Below are 17,171 nucleotides of genomic sequence, written 5' to 3'. Positions count from 1 at the left end.
GCGACGGCGGTCGGTGCCCGTCGACGGCACCGACACGTCCGAGGGGCGACCACGGGGGCGAGGTCGAGCCGTTCCGTCGACCTGAGAGGATCCGACCATGAGCGCGCCGATCCTCGACTCCCCGCTCCCGATCGTCGCCGCGCCGATGGCCGGCGGCCCGACGACGGTGGCGCTGTCGGCCGCCGTCGCGTCCGCCGGAGGGTTCCCGTTCCTCGCCGGTGGCTACACGACGCCCGAGGCGCTGGCGGCCCAGGTCGAGCCGCTCCGCGCCACGGGGCACGCCTTCGGGGTCAACCTGTTCGTGCCGTCGCGCGACGTCGTCGACCCGGACGCACTCGCCGCTTACGCCGCCGAGCTCGCGCCGGAGGCGGACGCGCTCGGGGTCGTGCTCGACCCGACGCCCGTCGCCGACGACGACCGCTGGGAGGAGAAGCTCGCGCTCCTGCTCGCGCGGCCGGTGCCGGTGGTGTCCCTGACGTTCGGGCTGCCCGACCGGGACACGGTCGCCGCCCTCCGCGCCGTCGGGACCCGGGTGCTCGCCAGCGTCACCACGCCCTCCGAGGCGAGGCTCGCGCGCGACGTCGGAGTCGACGGGCTCGTGGTCCAGGGCTCCGACGCGGGCGGCCACAGCGCCGTCCACGACCCCGGCCGGGACCCGGAGCCCGTCGCGACGGCCGAGCTCGTCCGGCGGGTGCTGCGCGAGGTGGACCTGCCGGTCGTGGCCGCCGGTGGCGTCGACGGACCCGGGGCGGTGCGCGGGCTCCTCGACGCCGGGGCGCAGGCCGTGGCCGTGGGCACGCTGCTGCTGCGGACCGGCGAGGCGGGCACGTCGCCCACCTACCGTCGCGCCCTCGCCGACCCCGCCTTCACCGAGACGGTCCTGACCCGGGCGTTCACCGGCCGGCCCGCCCGGGCGCTGCGCAACGGCTTCGTCGAGCGCCACCGGGGGAGCGCACCCGTCGCCTACCCCGCGGTGCACCACCTGACCCGCGGGCTGCGGCAGGCCGCTGCCGCGGCGGGCGACGCCGACCGCCTGCACCTCTGGGCGGGGACCGGCTACCGGCACGCGGCGGACGGGTCCGCGGGCGACGTCGTGCGGGCGCTCGCGGGCGTCTGAGCGGACGGGCAGCGGCCGGACGTCAGGAGTCGCCGAGGGCGGCGCGGGCTGCCCAGGCGACGGCGGTCGCCAGGCGGTCGAGAGACGTGGAGTGCAGGCGCCACTGCTGCCAGTGCTGCGGCACGTGCATCGCCCGGGCGTCGTCGAAGCCGACGAGGCGTCCCTCGCGCTCCGCCCGGGCGCTCTGGAGGTCGGGGAGCATGCCCCAGCCCATGCCGAGCTCGATCGCGCGGCGGAACTCGTTCGACGCGGGGACGTGGTGGCGGGGCGGGTCGATCACCGTCCCCGCCATACCCCCCGCCGCTGTCCCCACCGCCTCCTGGGCGCGCAGCCGCAGGTAGCGCTCCTGGAGGTCGTCCTTGCGGTCGAACGCGAGGACGGGCGCGCGGGAGAGCGCGACGGCGGTCGGGCCCTCGGGGAACCAGCGCGCGGCGAACGCGGGGCTCGCCATGGGGCGGTAGCGCATCTGGCCGAGCAGGGTCGATCGGCAGCCCGGGACGGCCTCGGCGACCGAGGTCACCGCCGCGACCGCAGTGCCGTCGCGCAGCAGGCCGATGGAGTGCTCCTCGTCCTCGCGCAGCACCTCGAGCCGGGCCCACCCCGACGCCTCGACGAGCGCGGGCAGCGCCCAGGTGGTCAGGGCGTCGCCGGAGACGACGAGCGTGACCTCGGGCAGGGGCACACCGCCGTCGGCCGCGGGGTCGCTCGGACGCGTCGCGGTCCCGATCCCCAGCTCCGCGAGCACGTCCGCCTGCTGCAGCGCGAGGTGGCGCGCGTGCCGGACGAGCACCTGGCCCGGCGGCGTGAGCTCGGCGGGCTTCCCGCGCCGCACGAGCACCTGGCCCACCGCCGACTCGAGCGCGCGCACGCGCTGGCTCACGGCGGACGGGGTCACCCCGAGCCGCTGGGCGGCTGCCTCGAACGTCCCGGCGACGGAGATCGCGGCGAGCGTGCGGAGCTGGTCGGGCTGAAGGTCCACCATGAAGCAGATCTTAGGGAAGTGCAGAATCTTTCGCTGTACTTCATGGAGCCGCGTGCCTACCGTCGAGGACGTGCTCGCCGCTCTCTCGCCCCTCGCCGCCGGTCTCGCCGCCGGGCTGTCCCTCATCGTCGCGATCGGGGCGCAGAACGCGTTCGTGCTGCGCCAGGGCCTGCGCCGCGAGCACGTCCTGCCCGTCGTGCTCGTCTGCGCGCTCTCCGACCTCGTCCTCATCGCCGCCGGGACGGCCGGGCTCGGCGCGCTCGTGACGGGCGCGCCCGCGCTGCTCACCGTGGTGCGCTGGGGCGGCGCCGCGTTCCTGCTCACGCTCGCGGCGCTCGCCGCCCGGCGCGCCCTGCGTCCCGGCGGTCTCGATCCGGCATCGGGCGCGGGTGCGACGAGCGCCCGCTCCGCCGTCGGGACGTCGCTCGCCCTCACGTGGCTCAACCCGCACGTGTACCTCGACACCGTCCTGCTCCTCGGGTCGCTCGCGGCGGGCTACGCCGCCACGCACGCCGGAGGAGCGGGCGACCCCGACGCCGCCCGCTGGCTCTTCGGGGCAGGCGCGATGGTCGCGAGCATCGCCTGGTTCACCGCGCTCGGCTTCGGCGCACGCCTGCTCGCACCCGTGTTCGCCCGGCCCGGCGCGTGGCGCGTGCTCGACGGCGCGATCGCCGTCGTCATGGCGACGATCGGGGTGTCGCTCCTGCTCGGCGGCTGAGGCGGCGCGACCTCAGGACGTCGCCCAGACCCCGAGCTCGTTGCCGCTCGGGTCGAGGAAGTGGAACCGCCGGCCGCCGGGGAACTCGTACGGGCCCGCGACCACCTGGCCGCCCGCCCCCTGCACGGCGGCGAGCGTCGCGTCGAGGTCCGCGGAGAACAGCAGCACGAGCGGCCCGCCCCGCGAGACGTCGGCCGCCTCCGCCAGGCGCAGCCCGCCCGCCTCGTCCGCACCCGACTCCGCGGCCGTGCGGATCCCCGCGTACCCGGGGCCGTAGGAGACGAACTCCCAGCCGAAGGCCGCGCCGTAGAACGCCTGCGCCGCCGCGAGGTCGGTCACGGGGAGCTCGACGTAGTCAATCGAGTGGTGGATGCCGTGCGCATGGGTGCTCATGCGGTCATCGTCGCGCGGGCCACCCACAGGGACGCGCCCTCGGTCAGCGCACGGCGACCACGACGAACAGGGTCACCGAGGCGAAGAACGGCGCGGTCGTGAGGTGCGCGACCCAGCGCTCGTACGCGTCCGGGTCGAGGTGCCCGGCGTCCCGTGCACGCCGGGCGACGCGCCCGAGGCCCAGGACGGCGTCGGCCTCGCCGACGTCCTGGAAGACGGCCGTGACCGGGACGATCCGGCGGACGGACAGACCCGAGCGCTGGGCGAGCGCGGGGAGCCGTCGGCCCGTCCACGCGTTGCGCACCACCTCCTCGACCACGTACGCCTGGTACGCGTGCGTCGTCGCGCGGTCCGGCCCGTCGATCGCGAGGGTCCCCCACTCGGGCTCCGCCAGCACGGCGCGCCCGCCCGGGCGGAGCACGCGAGCGATCTCGTCGACGGCGCGGTCGGGGTCCGCGACGTGCTGGAGCACGCGATCCGTGTGGGCACGGTCGGCGCTCCCGGTGTCGAGGTCGAGCTCGTGGGCGTCGCCCGTCCGCACCGTGACGTTGCGGGCCCCCGCCACGAGCTCTCGTGCCGCCTCGACGGCCTCGAGGTCGCGGTCGATCCCCACGACCAGCCCGTCGGCGCCGACCGCCGCGCTGAAGGCCAGGAGGTCGGCACCGGGGCCGCACCCGAGGTCGACGACGGTGTGGCCGTCCGCCAGGGCGAGCTCCGCGGTCACCATCGCCTTGTAGCCGCGCCCGAGGTCGGACGCCGCCAGGCGCATCAGGTAGTCGTCCGGCCGGGTGGCCTCGAAGATGTCCGCCATCCGGCGATTCTCGGCCCTCGTCGGCGGGGCCGGCTGGATGGAACGGCAGGATCCGGGACGGAGACGGTGAAGGGGCCGAACCGTCGCGCAAGGATCGAACGTCACGGAACCATGACCCTGTCGACGGACCCGCGGGCGGCGACCGGTCACGTGAGGTGGTCGAAGTCGCCGCGGACCCAGGCGGCGTGGCGCTGCGCGGAGCGGAGCACGACCTCTCGCGCGTGGGCGGGGACGACGCCCTCGAAGTTGTTGTACAGCCGCTCGAACGGGCGTCGCGCGACGTGCTCGGCGACGCGCAGCACGACGGCGGCGGACAGCGGGATGCGGTTGGGGTAGGACCGCATGAAGCTGACCGACGTGCGGTCGGGGTTGGCGAAGATCGTGTCCCCGGACAGGAGCACGCCCCGGCCCTCGGCGCCGGCCGCCCAGTGCACGACGGCGCTCCCGGGGAAGTGGCCCCCCGGCTGCGACAGGACGACGCCGGGCAGCACCTCGCGCTCGCCGGTCCAGGTCTCGATGACCGGGTCGGGGCGCGCGACCCAGTGCGCGTCCGCCTCGGCGACGAGCACGGGGACGTCACCGAGGGCGCGGCTCCACGCGACCTGGACGCCGAACATGTGGGGGTGGCTCGCGGCGATCGCGACGACCGGGCCGAGCGCGCGCACCCGGGCGACCGCGTCGTCGTCCACGTAGCCGGGCGGGTCCCAGAGCAGGTTGCCGGCGGGGGTGCGCACGATCTTGGCCTGCTGCCCGATGCCGACGTTCGGCTCGCTCGACAGGCCGAACAGGTCGGGCTCGAGCTCCTCCAGCACGAGGCGCTCGCCGGCCGCGGCGAGCTCGGCGAGCGTGGTCCACGCCTGCCCGGTCGCGGGGACCCACTGGCGCTCGTCGGCGCAGATGGCGCACACGTCGGGTCGTTCGGCGTGCTCGACCGCGCACGTGCGGCAGATCCACCACTCCTCGTGGGAGGCGGGAGCGTCGGTCGCGAGGGGCTCGGGGGACGGCGTCGTCGTCATGGGCACAGGTCTACCGCGTCCCACCGACACGCGTCACCCGTCACTCAGCACCCAGGCACGGAGGCACCCGGGCACCCGGCACCTGCGATACTGGCCGCCCATGATCGCCACCGTCCTCGTCGCGCACCCCTGGCTGTCGCCGCTCGCCCTCCTCGTCCTCGTCGTCGTCGGACCGCTCGTGGGCGCGTGGCTGACGGGCCGCCGGCCGCTGGCGTGGGTGCTGTTCGGCGTCTCCCTGCTCCCGGTGCTCCTGCTGACCCTCGTGCCGGTCGACCGCGAGCTCTTCGCGGTGTGCACCGTGAGCTGGGCGCTGCCGACCCCGGGTCGGGTCGAGCTCCTCGCGAACGTGGTGCTGTTCGTGCCGCCGGTGCTGCTCGCCGCGGTCGCGCTCGGCCGGCCGCTGGTCGCGCTCCTCGGCGGCGTCGTCGCCTCCGCGCTCGTCGAGGTGGTCCAGGCGCTGGTCCCGGCGCTCGGGCGGTCGTGCGACACGAACGACTGGCTCTCCAACTCGATCGGGGCGCTGCTCGGCGCGGTCCTCGCCGTGGTCGCGCTCCGGCTCGCGGCCCGCCGGGAGCGCGCGACGAACCCGGGTTCGGTCCCCACCGCGCGCCGGTCCTGAGGAGCGACCCCGGGATCGACGACGGACCGGGCTCCGACACGACCGTGGGAACGCTTCCACCGACGGCCCTCCGGGGTTAGCGTGGTGCTCCGGGCGCCGCCCGTCATCGCCGACCGGACCGCCCAGGAGATCGCCATGCCGCCCACCACGCTCGACGACGTCGCCGCGGCGGCCCGCGTCTCGCGGTCCACGGCCTCGCGCGTCGTGCGCGGCACGGGCCCCGTGTCCGACGCGGCGCGCCGCGCGGTCCTGGCCGCCGTCGAGGAGCTCGGGTACGTCCCCCACCCGGGCGCGCGGTCGCTCGCGAGCGGGCGCGGCGAGCGCGTCGTGGTCGCGGTCGGGTCGCCGTCCGCGGACCTGCTGGGCGACCCCTACGTCGCGCGCGTCGTCGCGGCGGCCAGCCGCGCGGCCGACACCCAGGGCGTCGGCGTGGCGCTGCGCTGGCTCGGCCGCGACCCGCGCGACGAGCTGGCCCGCCTCGCGCGCGACCCGGGCGTGGGCGGCGTGCTGCTCGTCGACTACTCCGCCGAGGTGCTCGCGAGCGTGCCGCGCGCGCTCGTCGACCGGGTGGCGGCGATCGGCCCGGCCGACGGGCGCGTGCCCTCGTACGACGTCGACGCCTCCGCCGGGATCACCGCGCTGGTCGAGCACGTGCTCGCCGACGGGCGGCGCGACGTCGTCATGCTCACCGGTCCCGGCTGGCTCCCCGGCGCGCAGCGCGCCGTGGAGGCGTACGACGCCGTCGTGCGCGCGGCCGGGCTCCCGCGCCGCGTCGTGGCCGCCGACCTCACGTCCCTCGCGGGCGCGGAGGCGGCGCGCGAGTCCCGCCGGCGCTGGCCCGCCGTCGACGCGCTCGTCGCGATGAGCGACACGCTCGCCGTCGGCGCGATGCGCGCGCTCGCGGAGGACGGCGTCCGCGTGCCCGACGACGTCGCGGTCACCGGGTTCGACGACCAGCCCTTCGCGGAGCAGGCCGGCCCCGGCCTGACGACCGCGACCCACCCCGTGGAGCGGATCGCGGCCGCGGCGACGGCGGCCCTGCTGGACCGCCGCCGGCGCGACGACGAGCGCACGTTCCCCTCCGTCGTCGTCCGCCGCACGAGCGCCTGAGCGCGACCGGGCACGCCTGACCGGCCGCCACCCGCCACCTGCCACCCGCACGCCGGGCCCCAGCCCCGGCGACGGCAGGACCCGCACCCGACCGTCGCGCCGGCCCGGCCCGGCCGCGCGCGCCTCGTCCTGCGCCCGCGGGGCGGACGTGGCAGCATCGCGCGTGGTCGTCTCGGACGATCCGGACGGAGGGGACAGGATGGGACTGGACGTCGACGGGGTCGAGCAGGAGGTCGCGACCGGGTCGCTCCCGGGCTGGGACCGCGTCGAGGAGCACGTCCGCGCGGCGCACGAGCGCTACCGCGGGCACGACGACGGCACGGTCGCCGACTACATCCCCGTCCTGGCGGAGGCGGACCGTGCCCTGTTCGGGGTCTGTGTCGCCGAGTCGAGCGGGGCGGTCCACGCCGTGGGCGACGCCGACGTGGAGTTCTCCGTCCAGTCCATCTCCAAGGCGTTCGTCTACGCGCTCGTCTGCGAGGCCTACGGCCACGAGGGGGTGCTCGAACGGGTCGGGGTGGACAACACGGGCCTCGCGTTCAACTCCGTCATGGCGGTCGAGCTCCACGACGGCCACCCGCGCAACCCCATGGTCAACGCCGGTGCGCTCGCGACGACGGCGCTCATGCCCGGCTCGTCCTTCGCCGAGCAGTGGGAGAACGTGCGGACCGGCCTGTCCCGGTTCGCCGGTCGGCCGCTCGAGCTCGACGGGGTCGTGTACCGGTCGGAGTCGGCGACGAACATGCGCAACAAGGCCATCGCGCGGCTCCTGGAGAGCTACGGGCGGATCGAGGTCGACCCGCTGGAGGTCGTCGACGTCTACACCAAGCAGTGCGCGCTGCGCGTGAGCGCGCGCGACCTCGCCGTCATGGGCGCGACCCTCGCGGACGGCGGGGTCAACCCGGTCACGGGCGAGCGCGTGGTCTCGGCGCAGGTGTGCCGGGACACGCTCGCGGTGCTCGCCTCGACCGGGATGTACGAGCGCTCGGGGGAGTGGCTGTTCGAGATCGGTCTTCCTGCCAAGTCCGGCGTGGCAGGAGGGATCGTCGCCGTCGCCCCCGGCAAGGGGGCGATCGGCACGTTCTCACCACCGCTCGACCCGGCCGGGAACAGCGTGCGCGGCCAGCGTGCGACCGCGTACCTCTCGCGGACCCTCGGCCTCAACCTCTTCGCGTCGTCCCCGCACGTCCCCGTGACGCCCACCCGCACGACCGAGAGAAGGGACCCCGCCCCGTGAGCACCCGAGACGTCGTCGACAGCAGCGCCGCAGCGGCGACCGAGGACCGCCGGTCGTGGGTACCCATGGTCGGCCTGTTCCTCGCGCAGGTCCTCATGTCGTTCAACGTCGCCGCCCTGCCGGTGTCGTTGGGCGGGATGGTGGAGGACTTCGGCGTCCCGCCGACCGTCGCGAGCACGACGATCGTCGTCTACGGGCTCGCGGTCGCCGCGCTCGTCATGACCGGGGCCAAGCTGGGGCAGCGGATCGGGTGGGTCGCGATCTTCCGGGTCGTCGTGGCGACGTTCGCCGGCTCGGCGCTGCTCATGATCCTCTCGCCGACCGTCGCGTGGGCCATCACGGGCCAGGCCCTCGCGGGCGCCTCGGCCGCGATCATCGTGCCCGCGCTCGTCGCCCTCATCGCGGAGAACTACCGCGGACCTCAGCAGGCGACGGCGATCGGCTCGCTGGGCTCGGCGCGCGCGGTGTCCGGCATGAGCGCGTTCTTCATCGGCGGCGCGCTCGGGACGCTCATCGGCTGGCGGCCCACCTTCGTCATCGTCCTCGCGCTCGCCGTCGCGGTCTTCGTCCTCAGCTTCCGGCTGCGCTCCGACGCCGGCGACCCCGGCATCCGGATCGACCTCGTGGCCGCGGTGCTCATCGGCGCGGCGGTCGTCGCGCTCACCCTCGGCTTCAACAACCTCAACGCCTGGGGGCTGTTCTTCGCCGCTCCGGGCGCCCCGTTCGACCTCGTCGGCGTCTCGCCCGCGCCCGTGCTCGTCCTGCTCGGCATCGTGCTCGGGCAGGCGTTCTTCTGGTGGACGCGGCGCCGGACCGCCGCCGGCAAGGTCCCGCTCGTCGACCTGTCCGTCCTCGCGCGGCCCAGCGAACGGGCGGCGGTGTACGCGATGTTCGTGGTGGTCGCCCTCGAGGCCGCGCTGAACTTCACCGTGCCCTTGTACATCCAGATCGTGCAGGGCCGCACGCCGTTCGACACCGCGCTCGCGATGATGCCGTTCAACCTCACCGTGTTCGTCACCGCGACGCTCGTCGTGCGCTTCTACCGGCGCTACCCGCCGCGCACGATCGGGGTCTTCGGCTTCACCCTGACCACCGTCGCGCTGCTGTGGCTGTCGTTCGTCGTGACCAACAACTGGGAGACGCTGCCCACGATCCTCGGCCTCGTCGTCTTCGGGATCGGGCAGGGCGCCCTGGTGACGCTCGTGTTCAACGTGCTCGTCACGGCGGCGCCCAAGACCCTCGCGGGCGACGTCGGCTCCGTCCGCGGCACGACGCAGAACCTCGCCTCGGCGGTCGGCACGGCGCTCGCGGGGGCGCTGCTCGTGACGATCCTGTCGTTCAGCGTCGGGCGCGCCGTCGTCGAGCACCCCGAGCTGCCGCCGTCGCTCGTCGCCCAGGTCGACCTCGACACCGTCAACTTCGTGAGCAACGACGAGCTGCGCACCGTCCTCGCGGGCACCGACGCCACCCCCGCCCAGGTGGACGCCGCCGTCGCGCTCAACGAGGACGCGCGCCTCGGCACGCTGAAGATCGGGCTCCTCGTCCTCGCGGGGGTCAGCGCGACGGCGATCCTCCCCGCGAGCCGCCTGCCGCGCTACCGGCCCGACGAGATCCCCGACCCCGCGCCCGCCCGGTAGCCCGCTACGCCTCGCGGTCCCCGGCGCCGTCGGGCCCGTCGGCGGAGCGGTGGGCACCGCGACCCGACTCCTGACCGGCGCCGCCGTCCCGGGTCTCGGCGTCGGTGGAGCGCCCGCCGCTCCGGCGCAGGGCGCGAGCCTGCTCGACCGCCTCGTCGCGCTTGGCCGCCTTCTTGTCGCTCGCGCGCGTGTCGCGCGGCGGCAGCTGGAGGCGCTCCTCGGCCTCGAGCCCGCCCTGGAGCTCCCGGCTGCGCTCGACCTCGGCGTCGAGCTCCGCCCCGAGCAGCAGCGCGAGGTTCGTGAGCCAGAGCCACAGCAGGAAGATGATGACGCCGCCGAGCGCCCCGTACGTCGCGCCGTAGCTGCTGAGGCCGCTGCCGAGGTAGAGCCCGAAGCCCGCGGACGCGACGACCCAGACGAGGATCGCGAGGATCGCGCCCGGGCTGACCCACCGGAACCTCGGCTGCTTCACGTTGGGCGTGAGGTGGTAGAGCAGCGCGACGAGGAGCACCACGAGCAGGAGCGCGACGGGCCACTTCGCGACCTGCCAGACGGCGATCGCCGTGTCCCCGAGGCCCACGAGCGCGCCCACCTGCCGCGCGATCGGGCCGGAGAGCACGAGGCTCGCGACGACCAGGCCCGCGAGGATCACGGTGATCACGGTGACGCCGAGCATCACGGGGCGCAGCTTCCAGACGGGGCGTCCCTCCTCGACCTCGTAGATGCGGTTCATCGACCGGGCGAACGCGCCCACGTACCCGGACGCGGACCACAGGGCCAGCACGACACCGATGACGAGCGCGAACCCCGCCTTGTCCGTGTTCGCGGCCTGCTCGACGAGCGGCTTGATCGTGTCGAGCGTCGTGGACGGCACGACCCCCTCGACGCTCGTGAGCACCGAGTCGACGGCCTTCTCCCCGTCGCCCACGAGGCCGAGCAGGGAGACGAGCGCGAGGAGCGCGGGCGCGGAGGCGAGCACGGCGTAGTACGTGAGGGCCGCGGCGAGGTCGGTGCACTGGTCGTCCAGGAACTCGCGTACCGCGCCCTTGAGCGCGAACCCCCACGACGGCTTGTGCAGGTCGGTGGGGGAGCCCGGCTTGCGCTCGGAGTCGGGCTCGGGGCGTTCGGTGTCCGCGGTCATCGGGCCTCCTCGGTCGACGTCGCGGCGGGCCGCGCCCCTCGGCGCCCCCGCCGGGCCTGTCCGCCTCCAGGCTCGGTTCGGTGCCGAGCGCTCGCAAGCTCGGCGCGCGACGTGCGAGGGCCTCGTCGAGGACGAGGACGGCGAGCGGCAGGGCGAGCGGGACCCCGAGGCGGAGCTGGGAGAGCGTCGGCCTCGCCCGCTGCGCTCGTCATGCGTTCTGCGTGACGACCTCGCGCCGCGCCGTCGTCATGCTGGCGGGGAGGGGCGATCGGGCAGGGGGACGGGCCCGGGACGGCCGGCCCCGGCCGGGCCCGCGTCGGAAGGGTGGATGGTCGGCATGGACCATGCGGAGGTGCTCCGGCGGCTCACGATCAACGACGAGCGCGTCGCGGACGGCGCAGCGCTCGGGGACGACGCGCTGTCCGCGCGCGACCGGGCCCTGGTGCGGATCGCGGCCGCGGTCGCCGTCGGCGCGTCGGTCCCCACCTACGGCGCCGAGATCGACGCCGCCGTCGAGGCCGGGATCGACCCCGCGGAGGTGGTGGGCGTCCTCGCGGCGGTCGTGCCGGTCGTCGGGCTCCCGACGGTCGTGGCAGCCGCGCCGCGGGTCGCGCTCGCCCTGGGCCTGGAACCCGTCGAGGGGTGGGAGGACGCCGGTGGTCCCGTGGACGACGGCGCACCGGAGGACGGCACGCCCCGGCGGGGTGATTTCCCCCGTTCCGGTTGAGGGCCCCGGGGGGCGCTCCTAGGCTGCTCGCGTGTCCGACGGGAGCCGTCAGGCGGTCACCGCGCGACCGGATCTCAGCACCGCGCTGCTGGCGGGCAAGGTCGAGCCTCCGGCGCCGCGCCGGGGTGCGGTCTCGCGGCGCGGTCTCGTCGAGCGCGCGCGGCGCGACGGCGCGCGCGTCGTCGTGGTGACGGCTCCGCCGGGCTACGGCAAGACGACCATGCTCGCGGAGTGGGCGAGCCTCGAGGACCGCGCGGTCGCGTGGGCCAGCCTCGACCGGCTCGACGACGACCCCGGCGCCCTGCTCACGCTCCTCGCGCTCGCGTGCGCGCGCGTGTCGCCCGAGGTCGCCGCGGTGGCGGCCGAGATGCGCGGTACCGGCGCGGCGATGCTCGGCCGGTCGGCCCCGCTGCTCGCGTCGGCGCTCGCGCGCACCGCCACGCCGTTCGTCCTGTTCGTCGACGACCTGCACGAGGCAGGCTCGGCGTCCTGCCGGGACGCGCTCGAGGTCGTGCTCGGCGGCGTCCCGCGCGGGTCCCAGGTCGTCGTGGCGAGCCGTCGTGCCCCGGGGTACGACGCGCGCCGCCGGGTGGAGGGCGACCTCGTCGAGGTCGGTCCCGACGACCTGCGGGTCGACGCCGACGGTGCGCGCGAGATCTTCCGCGCGGCCGGGGTCGACTCGGACGATGCGCTGGGCCGCGTGGTCGAGCGGTGCGAGGGCTGGCCCACGGGCGTCTTCCTCTGCGCGCTGCTCGTGCGCGACGGCGAGGACCCGTCGTCCCTCACGGGGACCGACCGGTTCGTCGCCGACTACCTGTACCGCGAGTGCATGACCCTCCTCCCCGTGCGGACCCAGCACTTCTTGCGCGCCACGGCCGTCCTCGACCAGCTCTCGGCGGCGACCTGCGACGCCCTCCTCGGTACCACGGACGCCGCGGAGCGGCTGCGCGAGCTGGAGGACGCGAGCCTGTTCCTCGTCCCGCTCGACCATCACCGCGGCTGGTTCCGCTACCACGCGCTGTTCCGCGAGTTCCTGCTCGCGGAGCTCGACCGGGTCGAGCCCGACGCCGTCGCGCCGCTCCACCGTCGCGCCGCCGCGTGGCACGTCGAGGAAGGGCTGGAGGCCCGTGCGGTCGAGCACCTCCTCGCGGCGGGCGACGTCGAGGAGGCGGCCGTCCTCGTCGGGCGCCTCGCGCTGCCGACGTACCAGGACGGCGGGGTGGCCGTCGTGACGCGCTGGCTCGACACCCTCGGCGACGCCGTGGTCGAGGCCTTCCCCGAGCTCACGGTCGTCGCCGCGTGGCGCGCGCTGCTGCTCGGCGAGTCCCCGGCGGCCGAGCGGTGGGCCGCCGTGCTGGAGGGTTTCGACGCCGGCCTCCTCCCCGACGAGGACCGCGTCGCGCTCGAGTCCGCCCGGTGCCAGGTGCGGGCCGCCATGTGCGTCGACGGGCCGGAGGCGTCCCTCGCGTGCGCGACGTACGCCGTCGAGCACGAGCCCGCGTGGAGCCCGTGGCGCGACCAGGCGCTCCACCTCCTGGGCTCGGCCCACCTTCTCGTGGGCGACCGGGACGCGGCGCGCGACGCCTTCGTCGAGGCGGTGGCCTGCGGTACCGAGGCGGGAAACCCGGACTCGGTGCTCCTCAGCGAGGCGGAGCTCGGCGTCCTCGCGCTCGACGACGGGCGGTGGGACGAGGCGGAGCGGCACGCGCGCGCCGCGGTCGCCACGGTCGACGACCACCACATGGAGGGCTACTCGACCACGGCGATCGCTCTCGCCGTGCGTGCTCGCGTCGCCGCCCACCGGGGCGAGCGCACCGCGGCGGAGCGGTTCGTCGCCCGCGGGATGCGCGCCCGCGTGCCGTGCACGTACGTCATGCCGTACCTCGCGCTGCGCGTCCGGCTCCAGCTCGGGTACGCGTGCCTCGCCCTCGGGGACCGCACGACGGCGACCCACCTCGCCGCCGAGGCGGCCGAGCTGCTGCGGCGCCGCCCGCGCGTCGGGCTCCTGGTGGACGAGGTCGCCGCCTTCCGGGCCCGGCTCGAGACCGTCGCCGCGACGCACGGCGCCCCGCCGCTCACCCCGGCCGAGCTCCGGCTCCTGCCCTACCTGCAGACCCACCTCACGATGGCGGAGATCGGCCGTCGGCTCTTCGTCTCCCGCAACACCGTGAGCACCCAGGTCGGCGCGATCTACCGCAAGCTCGGCGCGACGACCCGCGGCGCCGCCGTCGAGCGTGCGGTGATGCTCGGCCTCCTCGGGAGCTAGGTCGCCGAGGGGGACGTGAGCCTCCCGGACCTTCCTGCCTCGAAAAGCCCGATCTATGGTGAGGCTTTCCTTTCTCTTGCTTCGATCAATGTCGTTCGGCAAGGCTTTGCTTGCTTGAAACAATGCGAGTGCTCGACAAAGATCATATGCATGAGCCGCATTTTCTCCGCTGCGCGCGCCTTTCCGTGGGTGACCGCGACCCTCGTCGTGATCGCCGTCGCGGGCGTGCTGTCGGCGGTGTGGCCCGAGGCCGTGCCGTGGGTGCTGGGGGTCTACGCGGGCGCGATGGCGCTCCGGGCTGCGGTCGCGATGGTCGCGGAGCTGCGCTCGGGGACCTTCGGCGTCGACATCCTCGCGGTGACGGCGATCGGGTCGACGATCGCGGTGGGAGAGTTCTGGGCCGCCGCCGTCATCGTGCTCATGCTCACCGGCGGCGAGGCGCTGGAGGAGTACGCGTCGGGCCGGGCGCGCAAGGATCTGACCTCGCTCGTGTCCAACGCCCCGCGCACCGCGCACCTCCTCACCGCCGACGAGGCGGTGCGCGACGTCGACGTCGCCGACGTCGAGATGGGTGAGCGGGTCCTGGTCCGCGCGCACGAGATCGTGCCGCTCGACGGCGTCCTCGTCTCCGACGCCGGGGTGTTCGACGACTCGTCCCTCACGGGGGAGTCGCTGCCGCAGGAGCGCGTCGCGGGGGACACCGTGTACTCGGGAGCGATCAACGGCGCGAGCGCCGTCACGATCCGGGTCGCCCGGCGCGCCGAGGACTCGCAGTACCAGCGGATCGTCGCGCTCGTCGAGGAGGCCGCGGCGAGCCGCGCCCCGATGGTGCGTCTCGCCGACCGCTACGCCCTCCCGTTCACGGCGCTCGCGCTCGCGATCGCGGGCATCGCCTGGTGGGCCTCGGGCGACCCGCTCCGGTTCGCCCAGGTGCTCGTCGTGGCGACGCCCTGCCCCCTCATCATCGGCGCGCCGGTGGCGTTCATGGCGGGCATGAGCCGTGCGGCCCGCCGTGGCGCGATCATCAGGTCCAGCGCCACCCTGGAGAAGCTGCACCGGGCCGCGACCTTCGCCTTCGACAAGACCGGCACCCTCACGCGCGGGACACCCGCGCTCACCGACGTGCGCCCGGCGGGGGGCCTCGACCCGGACGCTCTGGTGCGTCTGGCAGCCGGGGCGGAGCAGGCCTCCGTGCACGTGCTCGCGGACGCGATCGTGCGGGGCGCGACGGCCCGCGGTGTCGTGCTGCCGGTGCCGCAGGACGTCACCGAGACGACGGCCGGTGGTGTGACCGCGACCGTCGACGGCGTCCGCGTCGTGGTCGGCAAGCGGACGTTCGTGGCCGAGCGGACCGGGTCCCAGGTGCCCGTGCCCGGGCTCACCCCGGGCGAGCTCGCCGTCCACGTCGCGGTCGACGGCGCCTACGCCGGGTGCCTCGTCCTGCGCGACGAGGTGCGCGCCGACGCCGCCCAGACGGTGGCCGGCCTGCGTGCGCGCGGCATCCGCCACGTCCTCATGGTCACGGGCGACGAGGAGGCGACGGCCCGCGCCGTCGCCGACCAGGTCGGCATCGACGACGTCCGTGCCGGGTGCCTGCCCGCGGACAAGGTCGCGGCCGTGCGCGACGTGCCCGAGCGACCCGTGGTCATGGTCGGCGACGGCGTGAACGACGCCCCGGTGCTCGCCGCGGCCGACGTCGGTATCGCCATGGCCGCCCGCGGATCGAGCGCCGCGACCGAGTCCGCCGACGTCGTCATCCTTCCGGACGAGGTCGGGCGCGTGGCCGAGACGCTGGAGATCGGGCGCCGCACCGTGGACGTCGCCCGCCAGAGCATCTGGATCGGGATCGCCGTGAGCGTCGCGCTCATGCTCGTCGCGACCACGGGCGCGCTCCCGGCCGTGGTGGGCGCGTGGCTCCAGGAGGCCGTCGACATCCTCGCGATCGCCTGGGCGCTGCGTGCGGCCGGCCGTACGGTCCGGCTCCCAGGCCTGCGCCGGAGCGGGTCTCCGGCCGCGGTCCCCGCGCCGAGTCCCGGACCCGCGACGAGAACGCGCACCCCGGCCTGACGGGCGGCTAGAACCGGCCGAAGAACGACCGCAGCTCGTGGGCGTAGCTCTCGGGCTGCTCGAACGGGGCGAAGTGTCCCCCGCGCGGCGGCTCGGTCGCGTACACGGTGTTCGCGACGCGGTCGAGCCACGCGCGGGGCGGGCGGACCACGTCGCCGGCGAACACGGAGAACCCGGACGGCACGTCGACGTAGCGGGCGAGCTGCTCGCGGGGGATCGCGGCGTTCGCCCGGTAGGCGCGGACGCCGGACCCGACGTTGGCGGCCGCCCAGTGCTCGGTGAGGAGGTCGAGGACCTCGTCCCGCGTGTACACCGACTCGAGGTCGCCGCCGCAGTCGCTCCACGACCGCAGCTTCTCCACGACCCACGCCGCGAGACCGGCGGGGGAGTCGGTGAGGCCGACCGCGAGCGACTGCGGCTTGGTGGCCTGCACGGCGGCGTAGCCGCCCTCGGTCGTGCGCCACCGCACGCTCTCCTCCAGCCAGTCGCGCTCCTGGGGCGTGAGGGACGCCGGGTCGCCCGTGAACAGGGGCAGACCGGCGTCGGTGCGGTGCACCGCGATCACCCGGTCGGGGAAGTCGAGCGCGAGGAACCGGGCGACGTGGCTGCCCATGTCCCCGCCCGCGACGAGGAACCGGTCGTAGCCGAGGGCGGTCATGAGCTCCGCCCACAGGGCGGCGACCGTGCGGTTGTCCGGGGTCGGGCCGGAGGGGACGTCGGAGAACCCGAACCCGGGCATGTCGGGGACGACGAGGTCGAAGGTGCGTCGTCCCGCGCCGCCCGGGGCCGCGGGGTCGCCCGGCTCGGTCAGGAGCGGCACGACCTTGCGGTACCGCCACGCGGAGTCCGGCCAGCCGTGCGCGAGCAGGAGCGGGAGCGGGGGAGCGTCGCCGGGCCGCGGGGTCGCGAGCGCGTGGACGAGGTGGACGCGGGTCCCGTCGATCGTGGCGCGCCGGCTCGGGAGCGCGGAGAGCCGTGCCTGGTGCGCGGCGAAGTCGAAGCCGTCGGCCCAGTAGGCGACGAGGTCACGCAGGTACGCGACGTCGGTGCCGGCGTCCCACCCGAGCCCGTCCGGGGCGTCGACCCACCGGGTCGCGCGGAGCCGGGACCGGAGGTCGGCGACCACCGCCTCGGAGATCTGCGGGGTGTGGTCCTCCAGGTCGGTCACGAGGTACGCCATGCGACCGAGGCTAGCCGGACCTCGATCGCGGGAACGTCGTTCGCACGATCTGCGTGATGCCCTCGCGGCCGGGGCGGACCTACGGTCGACGCGTCGTCGGGCCGCCGGGCGTTTCCCACCTGCACGACGGCCCGGCGACCGCTCGCCCGC

Annotated in this window: 15 protein-coding genes; 9 read left to right on the top strand and 6 right to left on the bottom strand. The window is 75.5% G+C overall.

Annotated features, from left to right (window positions below; genetic code table 11):
• Positions 1-97: 97 nt before the first annotated feature.
• Positions 98-1,117, top strand: coding sequence for an NAD(P)H-dependent flavin oxidoreductase (locus ACFC2L_RS16940; RefSeq protein WP_375825496.1), 1,020 nt, complete (start codon positions 98-100; stop codon positions 1,115-1,117).
• A gap of 22 nt (positions 1,118-1,139) precedes the next feature.
• Here the strand turns inward: ACFC2L_RS16940 and ACFC2L_RS16935 are convergent, their stop codons facing one another.
• Positions 1,140-2,099: an ArgP/LysG family DNA-binding transcriptional regulator gene (locus ACFC2L_RS16935; protein ID WP_375825495.1), complete on the bottom strand. Its 960-nt coding sequence runs from the start codon at positions 2,097-2,099 to the stop codon at positions 1,140-1,142.
• Positions 2,100-2,151: 52 nt separating this feature from the next.
• Here ACFC2L_RS16935 and ACFC2L_RS16930 point away from each other — a divergent pair, with 52 nt between their 5' ends.
• Complete coding sequence (locus tag ACFC2L_RS16930) at positions 2,152-2,817, top strand: LysE/ArgO family amino acid transporter (RefSeq protein ID WP_375825494.1); 666 nt, start codon at positions 2,152-2,154, stop codon at positions 2,815-2,817.
• Positions 2,818-2,829: 12 nt separating this feature from the next.
• Here the strand turns inward: ACFC2L_RS16930 and ACFC2L_RS16925 are convergent, their stop codons facing one another.
• The 3 genes from ACFC2L_RS16925 to ACFC2L_RS16915 form a co-directional block, all read right to left on the bottom strand.
• Positions 2,830-3,210 carry a VOC family protein gene (locus tag ACFC2L_RS16925; RefSeq protein WP_375825493.1) on the bottom strand — a complete coding sequence of 127 codons (381 nt, stop codon included), beginning with the start codon at positions 3,208-3,210 and terminating at the stop codon, positions 2,830-2,832.
• Between the two features lie 43 nt (positions 3,211-3,253).
• On the bottom strand, positions 3,254-4,021 hold the full coding sequence (locus tag ACFC2L_RS16920) for a methyltransferase domain-containing protein (protein ID WP_375825492.1): 768 nt from the start codon (positions 4,019-4,021) through the stop codon (positions 3,254-3,256).
• A gap of 146 nt (positions 4,022-4,167) precedes the next feature.
• Positions 4,168-5,037 carry an MBL fold metallo-hydrolase gene (locus tag ACFC2L_RS16915; protein ID WP_375825491.1) on the bottom strand — a complete coding sequence of 290 codons (870 nt, stop codon included), beginning with the start codon at positions 5,035-5,037 and terminating at the stop codon, positions 4,168-4,170.
• A gap of 100 nt (positions 5,038-5,137) precedes the next feature.
• Between ACFC2L_RS16915 and ACFC2L_RS16910 the strand changes: the two genes are divergently transcribed.
• The 4 genes from ACFC2L_RS16910 (at position 5,138) to ACFC2L_RS16895 (ending at position 9,640) form a co-directional block, all read left to right on the top strand.
• Positions 5,138-5,656, top strand: coding sequence for a VanZ family protein (locus ACFC2L_RS16910; protein WP_375825489.1), 519 nt, complete (start codon positions 5,138-5,140; stop codon positions 5,654-5,656).
• A 135-nt stretch (positions 5,657-5,791) separates the two neighbouring features.
• The gene (locus tag ACFC2L_RS16905; protein WP_375825488.1) at positions 5,792-6,766 is read left to right on the top strand and encodes a LacI family DNA-binding transcriptional regulator; all 975 of its coding nucleotides are present in this window, start codon (positions 5,792-5,794) and stop codon (positions 6,764-6,766) included.
• A 199-nt stretch (positions 6,767-6,965) separates the two neighbouring features.
• Positions 6,966-8,003, top strand: a complete 1,038-nt coding sequence (gene glsA, locus ACFC2L_RS16900; RefSeq protein WP_375825487.1) for a glutaminase A — start codon at positions 6,966-6,968, stop codon at positions 8,001-8,003.
• Positions 8,000-9,640, top strand: a complete 1,641-nt coding sequence (locus ACFC2L_RS16895; protein ID WP_375825486.1) for an MFS transporter — start codon at positions 8,000-8,002, stop codon at positions 9,638-9,640. Before glsA ends, ACFC2L_RS16895 begins: the two co-directional genes overlap by 4 nt.
• 4 nt (positions 9,641-9,644) lie before the next feature.
• Here the strand turns inward: ACFC2L_RS16895 and ACFC2L_RS16890 are convergent, their stop codons facing one another.
• A complete protein-coding gene (locus ACFC2L_RS16890) occupies positions 9,645-10,781 on the bottom strand; it encodes a YihY/virulence factor BrkB family protein (RefSeq protein ID WP_375825485.1) in 1,137 nt (378 codons plus the stop codon).
• Positions 10,782-11,118: 337 nt separating this feature from the next.
• Between ACFC2L_RS16890 and ACFC2L_RS16885 the strand changes: the two genes are divergently transcribed.
• The 3 genes from ACFC2L_RS16885 (at position 11,119) to ACFC2L_RS16875 (ending at position 15,841) form a co-directional block, all read left to right on the top strand.
• Complete coding sequence (locus ACFC2L_RS16885) at positions 11,119-11,508, top strand: carboxymuconolactone decarboxylase family protein (RefSeq protein ID WP_375825484.1); 390 nt, start codon at positions 11,119-11,121, stop codon at positions 11,506-11,508.
• Between the two features lie 31 nt (positions 11,509-11,539).
• A complete protein-coding gene (locus ACFC2L_RS16880; RefSeq protein WP_375825483.1) occupies positions 11,540-13,774 on the top strand; it encodes an AAA family ATPase in 2,235 nt (744 codons plus the stop codon).
• 150 nt (positions 13,775-13,924) lie between these two features.
• A complete protein-coding gene (locus tag ACFC2L_RS16875) occupies positions 13,925-15,841 on the top strand; it encodes a heavy metal translocating P-type ATPase (protein WP_375825482.1) in 1,917 nt (638 codons plus the stop codon).
• 7 nt (positions 15,842-15,848) lie between these two features.
• On the opposite strand, the gene ACFC2L_RS16870 is transcribed toward ACFC2L_RS16875, so the two are convergent.
• On the bottom strand, positions 15,849-17,021 hold the full coding sequence (locus tag ACFC2L_RS16870) for an epoxide hydrolase family protein (protein ID WP_375825481.1): 1,173 nt from the start codon (positions 17,019-17,021) through the stop codon (positions 15,849-15,851).
• Between the last annotated feature and the right edge of the window lie 150 nt (positions 17,022-17,171).

Source organism: Cellulosimicrobium sp. NPDC055967 (assembly GCF_042269845.1).
In the GTDB taxonomy this organism is placed as follows: Bacteria; Actinomycetota; Actinomycetes; order Actinomycetales; family Cellulomonadaceae; genus Cellulosimicrobium.
The sequence above is the reverse complement of the archived record's forward strand: the minus strand, read 5'-3'. Positions and strand labels throughout refer to the sequence as shown.